This is a genomic window from Clostridium sp., assembly GCF_051650885.1.
Taxonomy (GTDB): domain Bacteria; phylum Bacillota; class Clostridia; order Clostridiales; family Clostridiaceae; genus Clostridium.
Map to the genome: position 1 here is coordinate 25,667 of NZ_JBOFRG010000159.1, position 15,747 is coordinate 41,413.

General features: G+C 28.7%; 19 protein-coding genes. 6 read left to right on the plus strand and 13 right to left on the minus strand.

The features are described from left to right. Window position 1 precedes the first annotated feature (1 nt). From ACRC28_RS07880 to ACRC28_RS07910, 7 genes are all read right to left on the minus strand, one after another. Window positions 2–937 carry an ABC transporter ATP-binding protein gene (locus tag ACRC28_RS07880; RefSeq protein WP_438542907.1) on the minus strand — a complete coding sequence of 312 codons (936 nt, stop codon included), beginning with the start codon at window positions 935–937 and terminating at the stop codon, window positions 2–4. A gap of 103 nt (window positions 938–1,040) precedes the next feature. Then, the gene (locus ACRC28_RS07885) at window positions 1,041–1,652 is read right to left on the minus strand and encodes a response regulator transcription factor (protein WP_438542908.1); all 612 of its coding nucleotides are present in this window, start codon (window positions 1,650–1,652) and stop codon (window positions 1,041–1,043) included. 4 nt (window positions 1,653–1,656) lie between these two features. Next, window positions 1,657–2,784 carry a sensor histidine kinase gene (locus ACRC28_RS07890; RefSeq protein ID WP_438542909.1) on the minus strand — a complete coding sequence of 376 codons (1,128 nt, stop codon included), beginning with the start codon at window positions 2,782–2,784 and terminating at the stop codon, window positions 1,657–1,659. Between the two features lie 191 nt (window positions 2,785–2,975). Then, entirely contained in the window at window positions 2,976–4,163 is a 1,188-nt protein-coding gene (locus ACRC28_RS07895; RefSeq protein WP_438542910.1) for an L-lactate MFS transporter, read from the minus strand. A gap of 361 nt (window positions 4,164–4,524) precedes the next feature. After that, complete coding sequence (locus ACRC28_RS07900) at window positions 4,525–4,689, minus strand: (2Fe-2S)-binding protein (RefSeq protein ID WP_438542911.1); 165 nt, start codon at window positions 4,687–4,689, stop codon at window positions 4,525–4,527. Between the two features lie 116 nt (window positions 4,690–4,805). Continuing rightward, a complete protein-coding gene (locus tag ACRC28_RS07905) occupies window positions 4,806–5,699 on the minus strand; it encodes a patatin-like phospholipase family protein (RefSeq protein ID WP_438542912.1) in 894 nt (297 codons plus the stop codon). A gap of 76 nt (window positions 5,700–5,775) precedes the next feature. After that, on the minus strand, window positions 5,776–5,964 hold the full coding sequence (locus tag ACRC28_RS07910; RefSeq protein ID WP_438542913.1) for a hypothetical protein: 189 nt from the start codon (window positions 5,962–5,964) through the stop codon (window positions 5,776–5,778). A gap of 178 nt (window positions 5,965–6,142) precedes the next feature. Between ACRC28_RS07910 and ACRC28_RS07915 the strand changes: the two genes are divergently transcribed. Next, window positions 6,143–6,850 carry a Crp/Fnr family transcriptional regulator gene (locus tag ACRC28_RS07915; RefSeq protein ID WP_438542914.1) on the plus strand — a complete coding sequence of 236 codons (708 nt, stop codon included), beginning with the start codon at window positions 6,143–6,145 and terminating at the stop codon, window positions 6,848–6,850. Between the two features lie 281 nt (window positions 6,851–7,131). On the opposite strand, the gene ACRC28_RS07920 is transcribed toward ACRC28_RS07915, so the two are convergent. The 5 genes from ACRC28_RS07920 to nagA all read right to left on the minus strand — a co-directional run bounded on the left by ACRC28_RS07920 (window position 7,132) and on the right by nagA (window position 11,262). Continuing rightward, a complete protein-coding gene (locus ACRC28_RS07920) occupies window positions 7,132–7,968 on the minus strand; it encodes a deoxyribonuclease IV (protein WP_438542915.1) in 837 nt (278 codons plus the stop codon). A 175-nt stretch (window positions 7,969–8,143) separates the two neighbouring features. Beyond that, on the minus strand, window positions 8,144–8,386 hold the full coding sequence (locus tag ACRC28_RS07925) for a hypothetical protein (protein WP_438542916.1): 243 nt from the start codon (window positions 8,384–8,386) through the stop codon (window positions 8,144–8,146). A gap of 125 nt (window positions 8,387–8,511) precedes the next feature. Then, window positions 8,512–9,150, minus strand: a complete 639-nt coding sequence (locus tag ACRC28_RS07930) for a hypothetical protein (RefSeq protein WP_438542917.1) — start codon at window positions 9,148–9,150, stop codon at window positions 8,512–8,514. Between the two features lie 107 nt (window positions 9,151–9,257). Then, complete coding sequence (gene fba / locus ACRC28_RS07935) at window positions 9,258–10,109, minus strand: class II fructose-1,6-bisphosphate aldolase (protein ID WP_438542918.1); 852 nt, start codon at window positions 10,107–10,109, stop codon at window positions 9,258–9,260. A 13-nt stretch (window positions 10,110–10,122) separates the two neighbouring features. Further along, the gene (gene nagA, locus ACRC28_RS07940) at window positions 10,123–11,262 is read right to left on the minus strand and encodes an N-acetylglucosamine-6-phosphate deacetylase (RefSeq protein ID WP_438542925.1); all 1,140 of its coding nucleotides are present in this window, start codon (window positions 11,260–11,262) and stop codon (window positions 10,123–10,125) included. Between the two features lie 175 nt (window positions 11,263–11,437). On the opposite strand from nagA, the gene ACRC28_RS07945 reads away from it, so the two are divergent. From ACRC28_RS07945 to yajC, 3 genes are all read left to right on the plus strand, one after another. After that, window positions 11,438–12,610, plus strand: coding sequence for an SIS domain-containing protein (locus tag ACRC28_RS07945; RefSeq protein WP_438542919.1), 1,173 nt, complete (start codon window positions 11,438–11,440; stop codon window positions 12,608–12,610). Between the two features lie 74 nt (window positions 12,611–12,684). Next, window positions 12,685–13,116: a PTS fructose transporter subunit IIA gene (locus tag ACRC28_RS07950; RefSeq protein WP_438542920.1), complete on the plus strand. Its 432-nt coding sequence runs from the start codon at window positions 12,685–12,687 to the stop codon at window positions 13,114–13,116. Between the two features lie 2 nt (window positions 13,117–13,118). Beyond that, window positions 13,119–13,391, plus strand: coding sequence for a preprotein translocase subunit YajC (gene yajC, locus ACRC28_RS07955; protein ID WP_438542921.1), 273 nt, complete (start codon window positions 13,119–13,121; stop codon window positions 13,389–13,391). Between the two features lie 113 nt (window positions 13,392–13,504). Here yajC and ACRC28_RS07960 read toward each other — a convergent pair whose 3' ends face one another. Continuing rightward, entirely contained in the window at window positions 13,505–14,671 is a 1,167-nt protein-coding gene (locus ACRC28_RS07960; RefSeq protein ID WP_438542922.1) for a helix-turn-helix domain-containing protein, read from the minus strand. Window positions 14,672–14,901: 230 nt separating this feature from the next. Here ACRC28_RS07960 and agaV point away from each other — a divergent pair, with 230 nt between their 5' ends. Further along, window positions 14,902–15,378: a PTS N-acetylgalactosamine transporter subunit IIB gene (gene agaV, locus ACRC28_RS07965; RefSeq protein WP_438542923.1), complete on the plus strand. Its 477-nt coding sequence runs from the start codon at window positions 14,902–14,904 to the stop codon at window positions 15,376–15,378. Window positions 15,379–15,410: 32 nt separating this feature from the next. After that, a partial coding sequence (locus ACRC28_RS07970) for a PTS sugar transporter subunit IIC (RefSeq protein ID WP_438542924.1) occupies window positions 15,411–15,747 on the plus strand: 337 nt, incomplete at its 3' end.

The window sequence follows — 15,747 nt, forward strand, 5'->3', positions numbered from 1 at the left end:
CTTAATCTCTAAGTTTTCTTCCTGTTAAAGCTAAAAATACTGTTTCAAGTGTTACTTCCTTTTGCTCTATATTTATTATCTCTGTATTTTTATGCCCTATATATTCTATAATCTTATTTAAATTATTTACTTCTTTTGAGGAACTTATTTCTAACTTATTATCCTCTATACTAGCTTTAACTACTCCATTTATGCTTTCTAATTGGTCTATTTTAATTTCACTTACATCACTTAATGTTAATGATAGATTTTTTGTGTCGCTAATGGTATTTTTAAGCTCCTCTTTTGTTCCTTCTGCAATTACTCTTCCCTTATCTATTATTGCTATTTTGTTACAGATAGCTTCAATTTCTTCCATATAATGAGTTGTATAAACTATCGTCACACCTTTCTCATTTAGCTTTCTTACAGAATCTAAAATATGATTTCTTGATTGTGGATCTATTCCAACTGTAGGCTCATCCATTATTACTATTTTAGGAGAATGTACAAGAGCACAACCAATATTTAATCTTCTTTTCATTCCTCCTGAAAATTCATTAGCCTTTTTATTTTTAACATCAGTAAGCCCTATAAACTCTAGTACTTCATTTATTTTTTCTATTAACTTTTTCCCTCTTAATCCATAAAGTTCACCAAAAAACTTTAAATTTTCATACGCTGTTAAGTCACCATATAAAGCAATTTCTTGTGGAACTAATCCTATTTCTTTATTCATGTTTTTCATATTCTTAGTTACATCAGTATCTAATATTGATATTTTACCTTTGCTTGGTTTTAAAAGACCACATATTATCCCTATTGTTGTACTTTTCCCTGCACCATTTGGTCCTAAAAGTCCATAAATTTCTCCTTCTTTAATATCAATAGTTATACTGTCCACAGCCACAAAATCTCCAAAACTTTTTCCTAAACCCTCTATTTTTATAGCATCCATAAATTTTTCCTCCTACTCTAATCTTTAATATAAGTATACCCACTTTTTCTTTTCCTGCCTTCTGAATAAAGTAATAAAGCTTACATGACTAAAGTCATATAAGCTAAATTTTATTTAAATATTTAATTGCTATTTGAGTTCTGTGTTCTAAATTTGTCTTTTGCAAAATTGATGTTATATAATTTTTTACAGTTCCCTCTGATATAAAAAGACTTTTGCTTATTTCTTTATTACTAAGTCCTTCTGTTATTTTTTCTATTATTTGAATTTCTCTTCCGGTAAACTCAGACATATCTTCCTTTTCTTCTTTATTAAATCCAAGCTTTATTTTTTCTAAAACCTCAGCTTGAATAACTGAATTTCCACCATTCACAACTCTTATAGTTTCTATGATTTTGCTTGGCTCCGTATTTTTTAATAAATATCCCTTAGCTCCATTTTTTATAGCTTTTTCAATATACTCATCTTCATCAAAGGTGGTTAGGATTATAGCTTTTGTATCATTTTCAATCTTTTCTATGACCTCTACTCCATTTAACATTGGCATTCTTACATCTAATAATGCTATATCCACTTTATTATTATTGATATAATTTACTGCATCTAATCCATTTGAAAAAGTTTCTAAAACCTCTATATCTTCATTTATCCCTATAATTATCTTTAAGCTTTCCCTTATTAAACTGTCATCATCTGCAATTACTAGCTTTATCAAAAAATCACCTCTCTTCTTTCAATATAATTATAACTTCAAACCCACCTACTGTGTTTATAGTTATTGTTCCATTATTTTTAATTACCATTTCTTCAATCTTGTTTAATCCAAAGCCTTTATTTAATTTATATGCACCTACACCATCATCCTTAAAGCTAAGCCTTGTTATCTTATTTAAGGCTTGGATTTCTACATAAATATTTTTACACTTAGCATATTTTAAAGTATTAGTTGAAAGTTCCATTACTATTTTCTCAAACATAATCCATTCACTAAACTTTATTTTATCAATATTTCCTAAAGCATTAAAATTAATTTTAATATTACTATTTAAAAGCTTTTCCTCAAGCTCTCTTTTTATTTTATTTATCCCCATCTCATCAGCTTGTGGAGTTATTTTGTGGATAATATGCCTTATATCATCCATACCTGTTCTTAAATTAGAGATAGCTTCATCCATCATCTCTAATCCCTTTTCCTTATCCTTATCTAAAACTATTTTTGATGCTTCAAGCCTCATAATTGAGCCTGCTAGAACATGACCTATTTTATCATGCATTTCACTACCAATTCTATTTCTCTCCTCAAGCTTTGCAAGAACTAGATTTTGCTCACTTAAACTTTTATACTCCTTTTGCCCCTCTATATTCTTATAAAACTTTTCCTTTAAATATTCTAACTCTTCTTTTTCCTTCTTTATTAAAATATTCTTCTTTCTAAATACACTTGTAAAATATATATCAATTCCAGTAATAATCAAATATATAACATTATCTTCAAACTCCAATCTTCCCATAACAAATACGAATATTACACTAAAAAAAATTGCACTTCCACACTTTATTCTAATTACTATCTCCGTAATTAAACATATGACTCCAACAAAGCCAATCTGAAAATTCACATTCATAAAAAGAACACTAACTACTAATGCAATAGTGTATAAGATAAGCTTTCCCTTTTTGTTCTCTAGAAGTTCTTGCCCTAAAGTTAAAATAAAAATACTAAGTAAATATACTACAACAAGAAAAATATTCGCCTTCTCATTTATATTTAACACCAAAACTAATCCTAATAAAAGAAATCTAATACAAACATTCTCTACTCCAATATTAAATAATTCTAACCTCAAACCCTCACCTCATCTTTAACTTTTTAATCTTTTCACTTTTATTTCTTTTACATTTAATTTTCCATCTATTTTCATTTTATCATAACCATTCTTTCTCTCTCTTGCAAGTCCCCTACTTCTCGACTTTAATTTTAAATTCTAAATTAAAAAAGAACCCATTATAAAAATGAGTTCTCTTATACTAATCTTAATTAGTTTGTTTTTGCATCTCTAGGTGCTTTTATAAATACCATTATTAAGAATGCTATTATTCCAAGCGCTAATACTAAATAGAATGTTGGCTGTAGACCACCCATTATATTAGCAACTACTCCACCTAATAATCCACCAATTCCAAATCCTTGATAGATTATTCCATAGTTTTTACTACTATTAGCTAATCCAAAATATTCTCCAATTACTGATGGGAATATAGTAAGGTTTCCTCCAAATGAGAAAGCTATTCCACCAACTGATAATAAGAATAATCCGTAGTTTAATGGCACGAATAATATTATTATTGATGAAATTATTATTATTGCAAAAGCAATTGCTGCAACCTTTGTTCTTTGAATTTTGTCTGAAAGACTTCCAAGAACAAATCTACCTACAGTATTGAATATTGCAATTATTGCAACTGCATTTCCTGCATCTGCTGGTGTTAAGTGAGCTAAACTTGTTCCTACGTTTTTAGCTGCTCCTATAACATATAGTCCTCCTAAACATGAAGCAAGGAATGCTATAAATAAAAGATATGCTTGAGGCGATTTAAATAATTCTCCTCTAGTGTATTCTCTTCCTCCATACATAGCTGCATTGTTTGCTGAATGTTTTACAACAGCATCTTTTAATAACATTGCTCCTATGAAGATTAATATGAATGCACATATTCCCCAGTATGTAAATGCTTTTACAACACCAAAGTCTTTTAAGAACCATGAGTTAACATATTTAAATACTAAACTTCCAAGTCCATAGCATCCAATTGATAATCCTGATATAAGTCCTTTTTTCTCTGGGAACCATTTGATACAGTTAGTAAGTGTCATCATATATGCAATACCATCTGCTGCTCCAACTACTACTCCTGCAAAAATGTATAATAACGTTAATGAATCCATTCTTGGTGCAATTATAAGTCCTAATCCAAGTATAATAGCACATGCTGCTACTACCTTTTTACTTCCAAATACTTCTTGTAATTTTCCTGAGAATAATGTTCCTACTGCTAATGAAAAACTTGTTATTGAAAAGCTTAATACAACTTGCTCTACTGACCAACCGTGAAGTTCTCCAAGTGGTCTGTTAAAAAGACTCCAAGTATAAAGAGTTCCAAGCCCAAGTTGAGCTATCATTGTTCCAATAAGTATTATTATTCTTTTTTCTTTTGAACTACTCATTCTTTTTCTCCTTTGTTTTTTTATTTTATTATGTACTTAGTATATCCACCTTTTATCTATTTATTTATAGAAAGAATACTCATTTAGAGGAAGTTTAAAATTCTTCTAAATTTTTAATCTAATTTACTTGATAGATATAATATCCTAATTTTGATACCTATTCATTTTACTGTAAAGGGTATCTCTCTGTCAGTACTCTTCACTATTTATTAATACATTATTAAATTAAAACAAAATTTATCTACAAAAAAAAGACCACCTATTGTTATAGATAGCCTTTATTTTCCTCTTAAGTCTAGAATATTTCATAAATTTTACCAACTCAAATTTACTTGTATTCTTCTCTAATATTTTTAATAAACTATTTCTTTAATATAATTTTATTTATATCTGGTACACAAGCCCCACAACAAGATCCTGCTCCTGTCATTTCTTCAACAGCTTCAACTGAATCTGCTCCATTATTTACTGCATCTCTTATTGCATCCTCATCTACACCTAAACATGTACAAATCATTTTACTCATCTTAATTAATCCTCCATTTGCTATAATATAGTTTTAATTCTTACTATATTAGTATGATTTTTTCTATATCATATCATAATACTATGAATTAATCAATAATTTTTATTAAATGATTATTATTCTTTTTCTTTTGTTAGCCAATTATACATCTTAAATAATTTAGGGTGCTTAATTTCTTCATCTCTTTTTATTTTTAATTCCTCTAAAAGCATTATTGGTTTTAAAAGCTCCATTGTATCTTTATATCCTTCATCAATTCTTATTTTTTTTGATTCCATATCAAGATTTAATGTGCCTTTTATAGTGCTTTCATTTAATTTTCTTGGTGCAAGTTCAATTATATTTGTATTAGGGTAAAGCTCTCTGTCAACAAATGAATCCTTTGAAAGCATTACTACAATTATAATATCGCACCCTTCACCATAAACGGGTTGAATTGGTGTATTATCTGCAACTCCTCCATCTATATATTTATTTCCTAAAACCTCAGTACAATCATATATTCTAGGAAGTGTTGCTGATGCTACTACAATTTCTTTTGCTGTTTCATCATCATAATCATTTAATCTAAAATACTTTGGTGTGAAATCAGGAAGCTGTGTACATGCTGCATAACAGATTCTATCATTTTTTCTTACTTTATCTATATGTAGATACTTATCTATAATTTCCTTAGCTCCATCCTTTGGTGCTATTCCAACTTCCATCATTTTTGCCATTCTTTTTTTTATAAGTTCAATATGTCTTCCTCCAAGTACTAACTCAAAGCCTTTTTTCAAAAGCTGTGCCTTACTAATAGGAGCTAATTTTTCCATTGTAACCTCATCCCAAAGGGCCTCTGCTTCTTCTAAATCATTTTGAGCAAATAAAACTGCATTAAATGCTCCTATTGATGTTCCTGAAAAGACTTTTATATATTTTTCTAAATCTAACTCAATTAAAGCTTTCCAAACACCAAGCTCATATGCACCTTTTCCTCCACCGCCTGACAAGACTAATCCGATTTTCATAACATCCCCCTTTTTATTGACCTCTAAGTTATTTTTTATTAATTTAATAAATTTATTTTAAATTATATCCTACAACTTAGTTTTCTATTCCATTTAATTCTTCCTCTAATGCCTTAACCACCTCTATTTCAACACCTAATAATTCTGATATTAAATTTAAAGGTAATCCCTTCTTTAACATATTCCTAACTGGTATTCTTGCTCCTTCCATTTTAAATTCCATTTCATCTTCACTATCTTTTTTCATTCTATCTATAAATCCCATTTTTCTTTCCTCCTTAATTTTTCTATAAGTATAATTTATATATTTTTTAATTATTAAACAAGTCCAAATTTAGTATTTTATATTAATATTTTCTTTCTTTGTTTAAAATTTATTTTTCTTTATGCTATAATATTTATAAAATATAGTAACTAACTCGGAAATATAAAGGGGGTTTTATATGACAAACTTTTTATTAGGTAGAAAAATTTTATCTGACAAATTATTGAATTTTTCTAATAAAAAAATTTCCCTTCAACGTGGTGAAATCTTATTTTTAGATCACTTTTCAGATCAAAAAATTGCTATTGTTATTGATGGAATTGTTAATTACAATAACTCTCTTCAACCTTCAAAAGAGCTTTCGCTTGGTTGTTACAGTTCAGGCGCTATTTTGTTTTTAGGAAATGTCTTCAAAGAATGCATAAGCAGTGCACGAGAAATTTCTTCTTTTAACATTAGTGCCTCACACAACGCTACAATAGCTTTTATTTCATTAGATACTTTTGATAATGTTATTTCAAAGGATCCTTCATTAATGTATGAAGTTACAAAATATTATTCCCTATTTCATGAAAAGAATTTTTATCAATTGAGAGACATACAACTTTTTAATACTGAAGATGCATTACTTTCAATGCTTGTTCGTGCATACAACACTTATGGAAAAAAGATTGATCAACATTATATTATAGATAAGAAAATTTTTAATACAAACCTAGCTAAATGCTTAGATGTTACTGAAGAAACTGTTTCTAGAACTATCACCGTTTTAAAAAAACAAAAAATTCTAGATAAAAAAAATGGATTATTTATATTACATGACTTACCTGCTATAAAAAATAGACTAGGTTGTACTTATTGTAACGAAGGCTTATGCTACCTATAATTTCATAATTATTTTTATGTAAAACAAAAAAATAGGACTATACAGTCCTATTTTTTGTTCGTAAAGGTTTTTTAAATTAGTTTCTTCTAAAAACTTATGCTTAATTATTATTAAATAATATATTATGCTTTTTATGTCACTATATAAATCATTAAAGATTTATATTCAGGATTTGTTAGAGCGTACTAACTTTAACTAACAAATCTATGTCTTAGTACAATAATATAATAACATTTTAATAAAAGAAAAACCTTGATTTAAATCAAGATTTTTAGACTTTTTTAAACTTCTTTATACAAATTTCTTAAAAGTTCGATTTCTTTTTTATATCCATCAAGTTCATTTGGTGTTTCTAAGAAGAAAGGAATCCCTTTTAATCTCTCATTATTAATGATTTTTTCTATTGCTTCTAGTCCAATCTCGCCTTCACCAATCTTTTCATGTCTATCTTTATGACTATTTACAATATTTTTACTATCATTTAAGTGAATAGCTTTTAATCTATCTAAACCGATTATTTTGTCGAATTGGTCTAAAACACCATCTAAATCATTTACTATATCATATCCACCATCATGTATGTGACACGTATCAAGACAAACACCCATTTTTTCTTTTAATTCTACTCTACTAATTATTTCAGCAATCTCTTCAAAGTTTCTTCCTATTTCTGTTCCTTTACCTGCCATAGTTTCAAGTAAAACTGTTGTATTTTGGTCTTCCTTTATTACTTCATTTAACATATTTACAATATAGTTAATTCCAACTTCCACCCCTTGCTTAACATGGCTTCCTGGATGGAAATTATAAAGATTCCCTGGTAAGTACTCCATTCTCTCTAAATCATCTCTCATAGTTTGAATTGCAAACTCTCTTGTACTTTCAGTTCCTGAACATGCATTTAAAGTATATGGCGCATGAGCTAGAATTTTACTAAAATTATTTTCTTTCATTATTTTTAAAAGTCCATCTACATCCTTTTGGTCAATAGCCTTAGCTTTTCCTCCTCTTGGATTACGTGTAAAGAATTGAAAAGTATTTGCTCCAATGCTTACTGCTTCTTTTCCCATATGCTCAAATCCATTTGTTGTAGATAAATGACATCCTATATTTAACATAAAAACTCTCCTAACTAATATCTATTATTTTTTAATAATATTATAACATAAACTCTTATTCTTTCTCTACTTAAAATACCTCCTAAGTAGATTTTGTTTATTTACCATGTCTACTTAGGAGGTATCATATCATTTTTAATCGATTCTTTTAATTCTATATTTATCTTATGTTCTTCTATTTAAGCCCTGTTGGCATAACTATTATTCCTTTTGCTTTATTTAATATTTCCTTCGCTAAGTTAGGTTTTGTAGTTTCTACACAAACTAAAGTATCTTCTATGTTTGCATTTATATTTGCATAGTACGTTAAATCAAAAATATTTTCATAAGGTATCTCATTATCTTCTAGTGATTTTGTTACTTTCTCAATTGAAAATTCTTTTCCTTTTACTATAGCTACTATTGTACTTCTAAGCATATCAATTCCACCTTTTTTTATTTATACCATTTATATACATTATAAAACATTTTTTAGCATTTTTATATATTTTTATGCAAAAAAAATATCCTAGAAGTTATTTGTCTTCTAGGATAGAATTTTATTTAAATTACGTCGCTTATAAGCCATTTACCATCAGCTTTTTTAAGTTCAACTTCGCCTTCTTCTTCATCGAATTCAGTTCCGCTTTTAAGTTGATTTAAATAAATGTCCATGGCTTTAACCATAACATCTTTTAAGCCTGCATCTAATTCTACTTTTCCATCAATTATATCTTTTTGAATTTTGTCAGCAATTTTCTTCATTTCTTCTTCTGCCTTATCTTCATCAATCTTTGGCATTGAAACTTTATATTTTACAACTGCTGTCTCCCCTTCGTCTTTAACATCAAGCCTTTCTATTTTTATAGCTTTTCTCATAGCATCTACAAGGTCATTCATTTTCCCGTCTATTCCCATTTCTTTCATTTCTTCTATTTCACTACGTGTGAATAAGTTATTTGCAAGTCCTGTTATACTATACTCATCTAATATATCGTTCTTATCTTCATCAGTGTAGCTTGAGTGCATTAAGTCCTTTATTTCTTTACGACTTTCCTCAGTTGATAAATTTTCCTTGAACATTCCATTCATAAATTTGTCTGCAACGTCACCTGGATTTGCACTACTTCCTCCACATGCTGCGAAGATTAATGTTCCCATAATAACTGTCATTATTAACCCTAATTTTTTAATTTTTCTCATTTTAAATCCCCCTTATTTTTTATACCATTATTATAATACCATATTTTTCCTTATTTGTAATGGCAAAAGCTAAGAATACTGACATTCTTAGCTTTTTTCTTTATATTTTATGCTTTATCTTCAGAGCCACATACTCTTATTTTTTCTTTTACAAAATTTTTTACCTTGTCCATCCCTAACTTATTATATTTTTTAGGGTCAATTACTCCCTCATTTCCCTTTAAACATTCATTTACCCCTTCTGTAAATGCTATTCTAACCTCTGTTGCATAATTCACCTTACAAATACCTCTACATATAGCTTCTTTAACACTTTCGTCTGGTACACCTGAGCCTCCATGTAAAACCAATGGTATATCTATGATTCTTCTTATTTCTGTTAACCTTTCTAAATCAAGCCTCGGCTCTCCTTTATAAAGTCCATGGGCTGTCCCTATTGCTATAGCTAGTGAATCTACCCCTGTCTTTTCTACAAATTCTTTAGCTTCTAAAGGTTCTGTATAAGGATTTCCTTCTCCTCCATCTAAATCATCTTCCTTTCCTCCAACTTTCCCAAGCTCTGCTTCTACTGAAACTTCAGAGGCTTTACACATTCTAACTACTGATTTAGTTAATTTTATATTCTCTTCAAATTCTAAATGTGATCCATCTATCATTATTGATGTATACCCTGCTCTAAATGCCTTTGCTGCTAATTCAAAGCTTGAACCATGGTCTAAATGCATAACTACAGGTATCTTTGCTTTACTTGCTGCAACCCTTGCATTTGCTAAAAAATATTCTACATCTGCATATTTTACTGTTGATGGCGTTGTTTGAAGAATAACTGGTGCATTCATTTCTTCTGCTGCACTTATAACTGCCATTACCATTTCCATATTTTCAACATTAAATGCCCCTATTGCATAATTACCTTCTTGTGCTTTTTTTAAAAGTTCCTTGCTTTTTACTAATTCCATCCTTTCTTCCCCCTTATAACATTTTCTTTCCTAAACAATATGTTTGCTCTACTGAATAATCCTCATTTAATATTACTAAGTCACTATCGTATCCTACACCAATTCGGCCTTTAAATTTATCTATCCCAAGACATCTTGCTGGATTTATAGTGCATGAATTTATTGCATAATTAAAAGGTACCATTGCCTCTTCCACTAAAAGCTTTAATCCTTCATTCATTTTTAAAGTTGAACCTGCAAGACCTTTTGTATCTGTTAAATGAGCACTTCCATCTTCATATATTTCTATCTCATTTCCACCAAATATAAATTTATCTCCCTTTTTAAATCCTTTTGCCATTAATGCATCTGTTATCATAATTCCATAATCTGCACCCTTAGCTTTAAAGAAATTATATAATGCAACTGGTGTTGAATGATTTCCATCACATATAATTTCACCATACATTCCTCTTACCCTATAAGAAATTCCAACTAATCCATTTTCCCTATGATTAAAAGGAGTCATTCCATTATACACATGAGTTTCTGACCTTGCTCCATTTGCAAATGCTAAAATTGCCTCTTCATAAGTTGCAGCTGAATGACCTATACTAACTACTATTCCATTTTCATTTAAATATTTAGTAAGCTCAAAATCTCTATCTAACTCTGTAGCTAATGTAACATATTTTATTAATCCCTTTGCAGCTTTTTGATAAGCTATAAACTCTCTTACACTTGGAATAGCTATATATTCCTTTGGTTGTGCTCCTTTATACTTCATATCAAGATATGGCCCTTCAAAGTGAATCCCTAGAATTTCTGCTCCTACATAGCCATCTTCTACAACCTTTGCTACATTTCCTAATGCCTTCATTAAAACTTCCTTACTTTGGGTTATAGTTGTTGGAAGCAGAGCTGTTACACCTTCGCTGGCTATTTTTTTCACCCACTGTCTTAATCCCTCTTCATCTGCATCATTAGTATCAAATCCATATGCTCCATGACAGTGGATATCTATAAACCCTGGAACTATTCTCTTATTCCCATAATCAATAACATCTTCTTTTTCATTATATTTATAAATATTTACAATCTTATTATCATCCACTTCTATTTGAGCTTTTATAAACTGATCTCCAATCCATACCCTTTTACTTTGTATTATCATCATTATTTCCTCCTTTTTCAGAATTTCTAACTTAATTATAGCTAAGAATATTTTTATAATATTTACACTTTTTAACACTCATCTTATATCTTTTAGCAATTCCATTGTATTTAAAAATCTCTTTACTATAATTTAAAGTAATAAGACTTTTAGAAATTTTTGGAGGGGTATTAATATGACTATTTTTAATTATTCAAAGGAAGAAATGATAAACTCTTCTTCTATTTTTACTTTAAATGAAATTTATCAACAACCAAAAACTTGGCTTAAAACTTTAGAACAAATTAAGAATATAAAGGATGCTTTAAGCTCTTTTATAGCTAATGTTACTTCTGAAGATGATTTTGATATTATCCTAACTGGAGCTGGAACAAGTGAGTTTATAGGAAATTCTTTATACTCACATTTAAATACTAAGTTTAATCATAAGGTAAAATCTTATGGAACTACTGATATAGTAAGCACTCCTGAAAATTATCTTTCAAGAGAAAAAAAGACCTTGTTAATAAGCTTTGGACGTTCTGGTAATTCCCCAGAATCAATTGGATGTGTTAATGTGGCATCTTCAGTATGTAAGAATCTTTATAACCTTTTTATTACCTGTAATAAAGATGGTGCACTTTCTAAAATGGCGAATGATTTAGATAACTCATATGCAATAAATCTTACTGATGAAACTCATGATAAATCTTTTGCTATGACATCAAGTTTTTCAAATATGTACTTAGCTGCATATCTTACATTTAACCTTAATTCCCTTGAGGAAAAAGAAATTCTTATAAAAGAGGTTTCTAAAAAAACTGAAAACTTCTTAAACAATGATTTTAATCTTCCTAAAACTATTCTTGAAGATTTTGACTTTAATAGAATTGTTTATTTAGGTAGCAACACACTTAAAGGAATTTCTCAAGAATCAGCCTTAAAAATGCTTGAACTTACAGCAGGTGATGTTAACACTATGTTTGACACTCCTCTTGGATTTAGACATGGTCCTAAATCTATAATTAACGATAAAACTTTAACTGTAATATATACAAGCTCTGACTCTTATACCTATAAATATGATTTAGACTTAATTAAGGAGCTTAGCTTAGAAAGAAAGAAAAATAAGCTTCTTGTTATTTCTAATACTCCTTCAAGAGAACTAGAGTCTTTAGCAGACTACACTTATTTTTATAAAATAAATAACTCACCTAATAACGTGGAGCTTGGACTTGCTTATATAACCTTTGCACAGCTTCTAGCTTCCTTTAAATCATTATCAATGGGAATTACTCCTGATAATCCTTGTCCTTCTGGTGAAGTTAATCGTGTTGTTAAAGGAGTTACATTATACGAATATCTTTAGATTTTTGTAATATAAATTTTTATATGTAATATATTTCTTGTATGACTATTTTTAAAAGAAAGGATTTGATATTTATGATAGGATTATTAATTAGTGGTCATGGTCATTTTGCAACTGGATTGGAATCTTCATTAAAATTAATCTCTGGAGAAACTACAAATACTAAATTTATTGATTTTGAAGAAACTGATTCAACAGAAGCTTTAAGAGAAAAATATATCTCTGCATTAGAGGATTTAGAGTCATGTACAGCTATATTAGCTTTAACTGACTTAGCTGGTGGCTCACCTTTTAAAACTTTAGTAGAGCTTTCAGCTGAAATAGAAAAACCTCTTGAGGTTATAGGTGGAAGTAACCTTCCTATGGCTCTTGAGCTTTCTATGAGTAAAGATATTTTTGACGATTTAGATGTACTTTCTAATAATGCTTTAAATACAGGAAAAACTAGCGTTATAAAATTTGAGCTAGTAGAACATGTTGACATTGAAGATAAGGACGGTATTTAATTATGAACTGGGAAGTTATTAGTTGGACCTGTATTACAGTTGCTGTATTATTTTTGATTGGTGGATTAATCTTAATGTTTATTTCTGCTAAAAATCTTAAAAAAAGTGCTTCTTCTATAAAAACCCTTCAAACTGATTTGAAAATAGGAACTGAAGTTATATTTTGTGGTGGAATTTATGGAAAAATTGTAAAGGTATCTGAAGAAACTGTCCTTGTAGAAGTTAGTAAAAATGTAATTGTAAAAGTATCAAGGTTTGCTCTTCAAACTGTTTAAAAATATATAGTTTTTTGATTTTAAGCTTGTATTTAACAAACTTTTAAAAAGACTTTAATTTTAAATAATACCTCTAGTAGAATTTTCTACTAGGGGTATTTAAAAGTTCTTTTTTATTTATATATTTTTTGTGCATAGTCACTAGGACTTATTTCAAAATGCTGTGTAAAAGCTCTAGAAAAATAATGTATTGAGCTAAATCCAACCATAAAGGCTATTTCACTTATAGTAAATTTATTTTCCTTTATAAGCCTTTTGCTTTTTTCTAATTTCAAGTTATTTATATATTTTTTAGGTGTTATTCCTAAATTGTTTTTAAATAATGTTTGAAGGGAAGACCTTGATAAAGCAAACTTATCACAAAGCTCTTCTACTGTTATTGGCTCACATATCATATCATCTACATATACAATAATCCTACCTAAAAGCTCATCTTGAAAATGTTCGTGAGATTCTAATATTGGCTTTACCTCGTCTCTTTCTACATAATCATATTGAAAAAGTCTTATTATTATTTCATGAAAATTACTTAATATTAAATTTTCTGAATATGGAATATGAAGTGAAATATTTTTTGCAAAAGTTCTTATTGCCTTATACAATTCCTTTTCTGTATGAAATACTCTATTACAAATTAAGCTATCATCATCACATTCCATCTTAAACATAACAGTTAAATATGAGCAAGATGTATCACTTTTAACCTCCTGTGTATGAAATTTATTTTTCCCATATATAAGCACATCATATGAATTTAAAATAAACTCTTCCCCTTCTACACAGGTGTTTAAAGTTCCATTATCAACAAAGGTTAACTCATATATGTTGTGTTCTTCACCTTTAAACTTATATTTAGGGCTTTTTATTGTATAATAATATGCCATTATTTCTGGAACATTTATTGTTTGTAAGATTCTATTGTAAACATAAGGTGGATTTAAAAATTCTAACTTTAAATTATAATTAGATGGAATTATTAGATTATAGGTAGTTTCCTCTGTCATTGATATTATATTAAAAAACATATTTTTCTTTATTTCTAAATTTCGATGTATTGCAAAAAGTTTTAAATCTGTATTTCTAAATTCTCCTATAAGGATATATGCCATCCCTTCCTTTACTTCTACATAAACAGTTTCTGAAAAATTATAAAGACTTGAAATAGTTTTATCTCTTGTTATTATCTCTCTTTTTATAAATTCTTCCTTATTTATTTCATTATTTTCATCATATACCTGTCCATATTTTAAAAATAAAGAGCTTGTTGTCTTATCATACATTCTTATCCCCCCATCTTTCCTAATTTCCACTTATATTTTCATGAAAATTTTTAAATAGTTTATACCTATCCTTATGTAACTTTTCATCCCTTTATGAATTTGCAATTTTTATCCTTATTAAAAATTGTAAATTCATTGTTGAAAAAGCTAAATATAATTTCAGTTTTTAAAAATATAATATGAGTATAAGGTTAATAACTTATTAAAAATTTTTATGGGAGGTGAGTTTCATGCCAAATATAATTTTAACAAGAATAGACAACAGGTTAATACATGGACAAGTTGCTACTCAATGGTGTGGATCAATAGGTGCTAACTTAATTTTAGTTGCAAACGATGCAGTCTCAAAGGATAGTCTTAGACAAGGTTTAATGGATATGGCTGCCCCTGCATACGCTTCAACAAGATACTGGACACTTGAAAAAACTATTTCTACTATTCATAAGGCTAATGCTAGACAATTGATTTTTCTAGTTTGTGAAACACCAAGTGATGTATTAAAACTTGTAGAAGGTGGTGTTCCAATTAAGAAGGTTAACATTGGAAATATGCATATGGCAGAAGGTAAAAAACAAGTAGCAGGTTCTGTTGCTGTAGATGATAATGATGTGGCTGCATTCAAAAAGCTACGTGATTTAGGAGTAGAACTTGAAATAAGAAGAGTTCCTACTGAAGGTACAGAGAATATCGAGAAATTATTTAAATAATAAAATTTAATAAGTTTAGGAGGTATAAAAGGATGGATTTTAATGTAGTACAAATTCTATTAGTTGCAGCCTTTGCTTTCATTGCAGCTATAGATCAATATAGTTTCTTAGAATCTTTATATCAACCAATTGTATCTGGTGCTATTATTGGAGCAATTTTAGGTGATTTACAAACAGGACTTATAGTTGGAGGAACTTATCAATTAATGACAATTGGTAATATGCCAGTAGGTGGAGCTCAACCTCCAAATGCAGTTATAGGTGGAATTATGGCAGTTATTTTTGCTATTTCCACTAAGCTTGATGCAACTGCTGCTGTTGGACTTGCTATTCCATTTGCTTTAATTGGACAATACTGTGTAACTTTAT

What these genes read in the sequence shown, in the direction of transcription:
- ACRC28_RS07880 (WP_438542907.1), bottom strand. Translation starts at nt 937, where the DNA reads ATGGATGCTATAAAAATAGAGGGTTTAGGAAAAAGTTTTGGAGATTTT.
- ACRC28_RS07895 (WP_438542910.1), bottom strand. Translation starts at nt 4,163, where the DNA reads ATGAGTAGTTCAAAAGAAAAAAGAATAATAATACTTATTGGAACAATG.
- ACRC28_RS07900 (WP_438542911.1), bottom strand. Translation starts at nt 4,689, where the DNA reads ATGAGTAAAATGATTTGTACATGTTTAGGTGTAGATGAGGATGCAATA.
- ACRC28_RS07905 (WP_438542912.1), bottom strand. Translation starts at nt 5,699, where the DNA reads ATGAAAATCGGATTAGTCTTGTCAGGCGGTGGAGGAAAAGGTGCATAT.
- ACRC28_RS07910 (WP_438542913.1), bottom strand. Translation starts at nt 5,964, where the DNA reads ATGGGATTTATAGATAGAATGAAAAAAGATAGTGAAGATGAAATGGAA.
- ACRC28_RS07915 (WP_438542914.1), top strand. Translation starts at nt 6,143, where the DNA reads ATGACAAACTTTTTATTAGGTAGAAAAATTTTATCTGACAAATTATTG.
- ACRC28_RS07920 (WP_438542915.1), bottom strand. Translation starts at nt 7,968, where the DNA reads ATGTTAAATATAGGATGTCATTTATCTACAACAAATGGATTTGAGCAT.
- ACRC28_RS07925 (WP_438542916.1), bottom strand. Translation starts at nt 8,386, where the DNA reads ATGCTTAGAAGTACAATAGTAGCTATAGTAAAAGGAAAAGAATTTTCA.
- ACRC28_RS07930 (WP_438542917.1), bottom strand. Translation starts at nt 9,150, where the DNA reads ATGAGAAAAATTAAAAAATTAGGGTTAATAATGACAGTTATTATGGGA.
- fba (WP_438542918.1), bottom strand. Translation starts at nt 10,109, where the DNA reads ATGGAATTAGTAAAAAGCAAGGAACTTTTAAAAAAAGCACAAGAAGGT.
- nagA (WP_438542925.1), bottom strand. Translation starts at nt 11,262, where the DNA reads ATGATAATACAAAGTAAAAGGGTATGGATTGGAGATCAGTTTATAAAA.
- ACRC28_RS07945 (WP_438542919.1), top strand. Translation starts at nt 11,438, where the DNA reads ATGACTATTTTTAATTATTCAAAGGAAGAAATGATAAACTCTTCTTCT.
- ACRC28_RS07950 (WP_438542920.1), top strand. Translation starts at nt 12,685, where the DNA reads ATGATAGGATTATTAATTAGTGGTCATGGTCATTTTGCAACTGGATTG.
- yajC (WP_438542921.1), top strand. Translation starts at nt 13,119, where the DNA reads ATGAACTGGGAAGTTATTAGTTGGACCTGTATTACAGTTGCTGTATTA.
- ACRC28_RS07960 (WP_438542922.1), bottom strand. Translation starts at nt 14,671, where the DNA reads ATGTATGATAAGACAACAAGCTCTTTATTTTTAAAATATGGACAGGTA.
- agaV (WP_438542923.1), top strand. Translation starts at nt 14,902, where the DNA reads ATGCCAAATATAATTTTAACAAGAATAGACAACAGGTTAATACATGGA.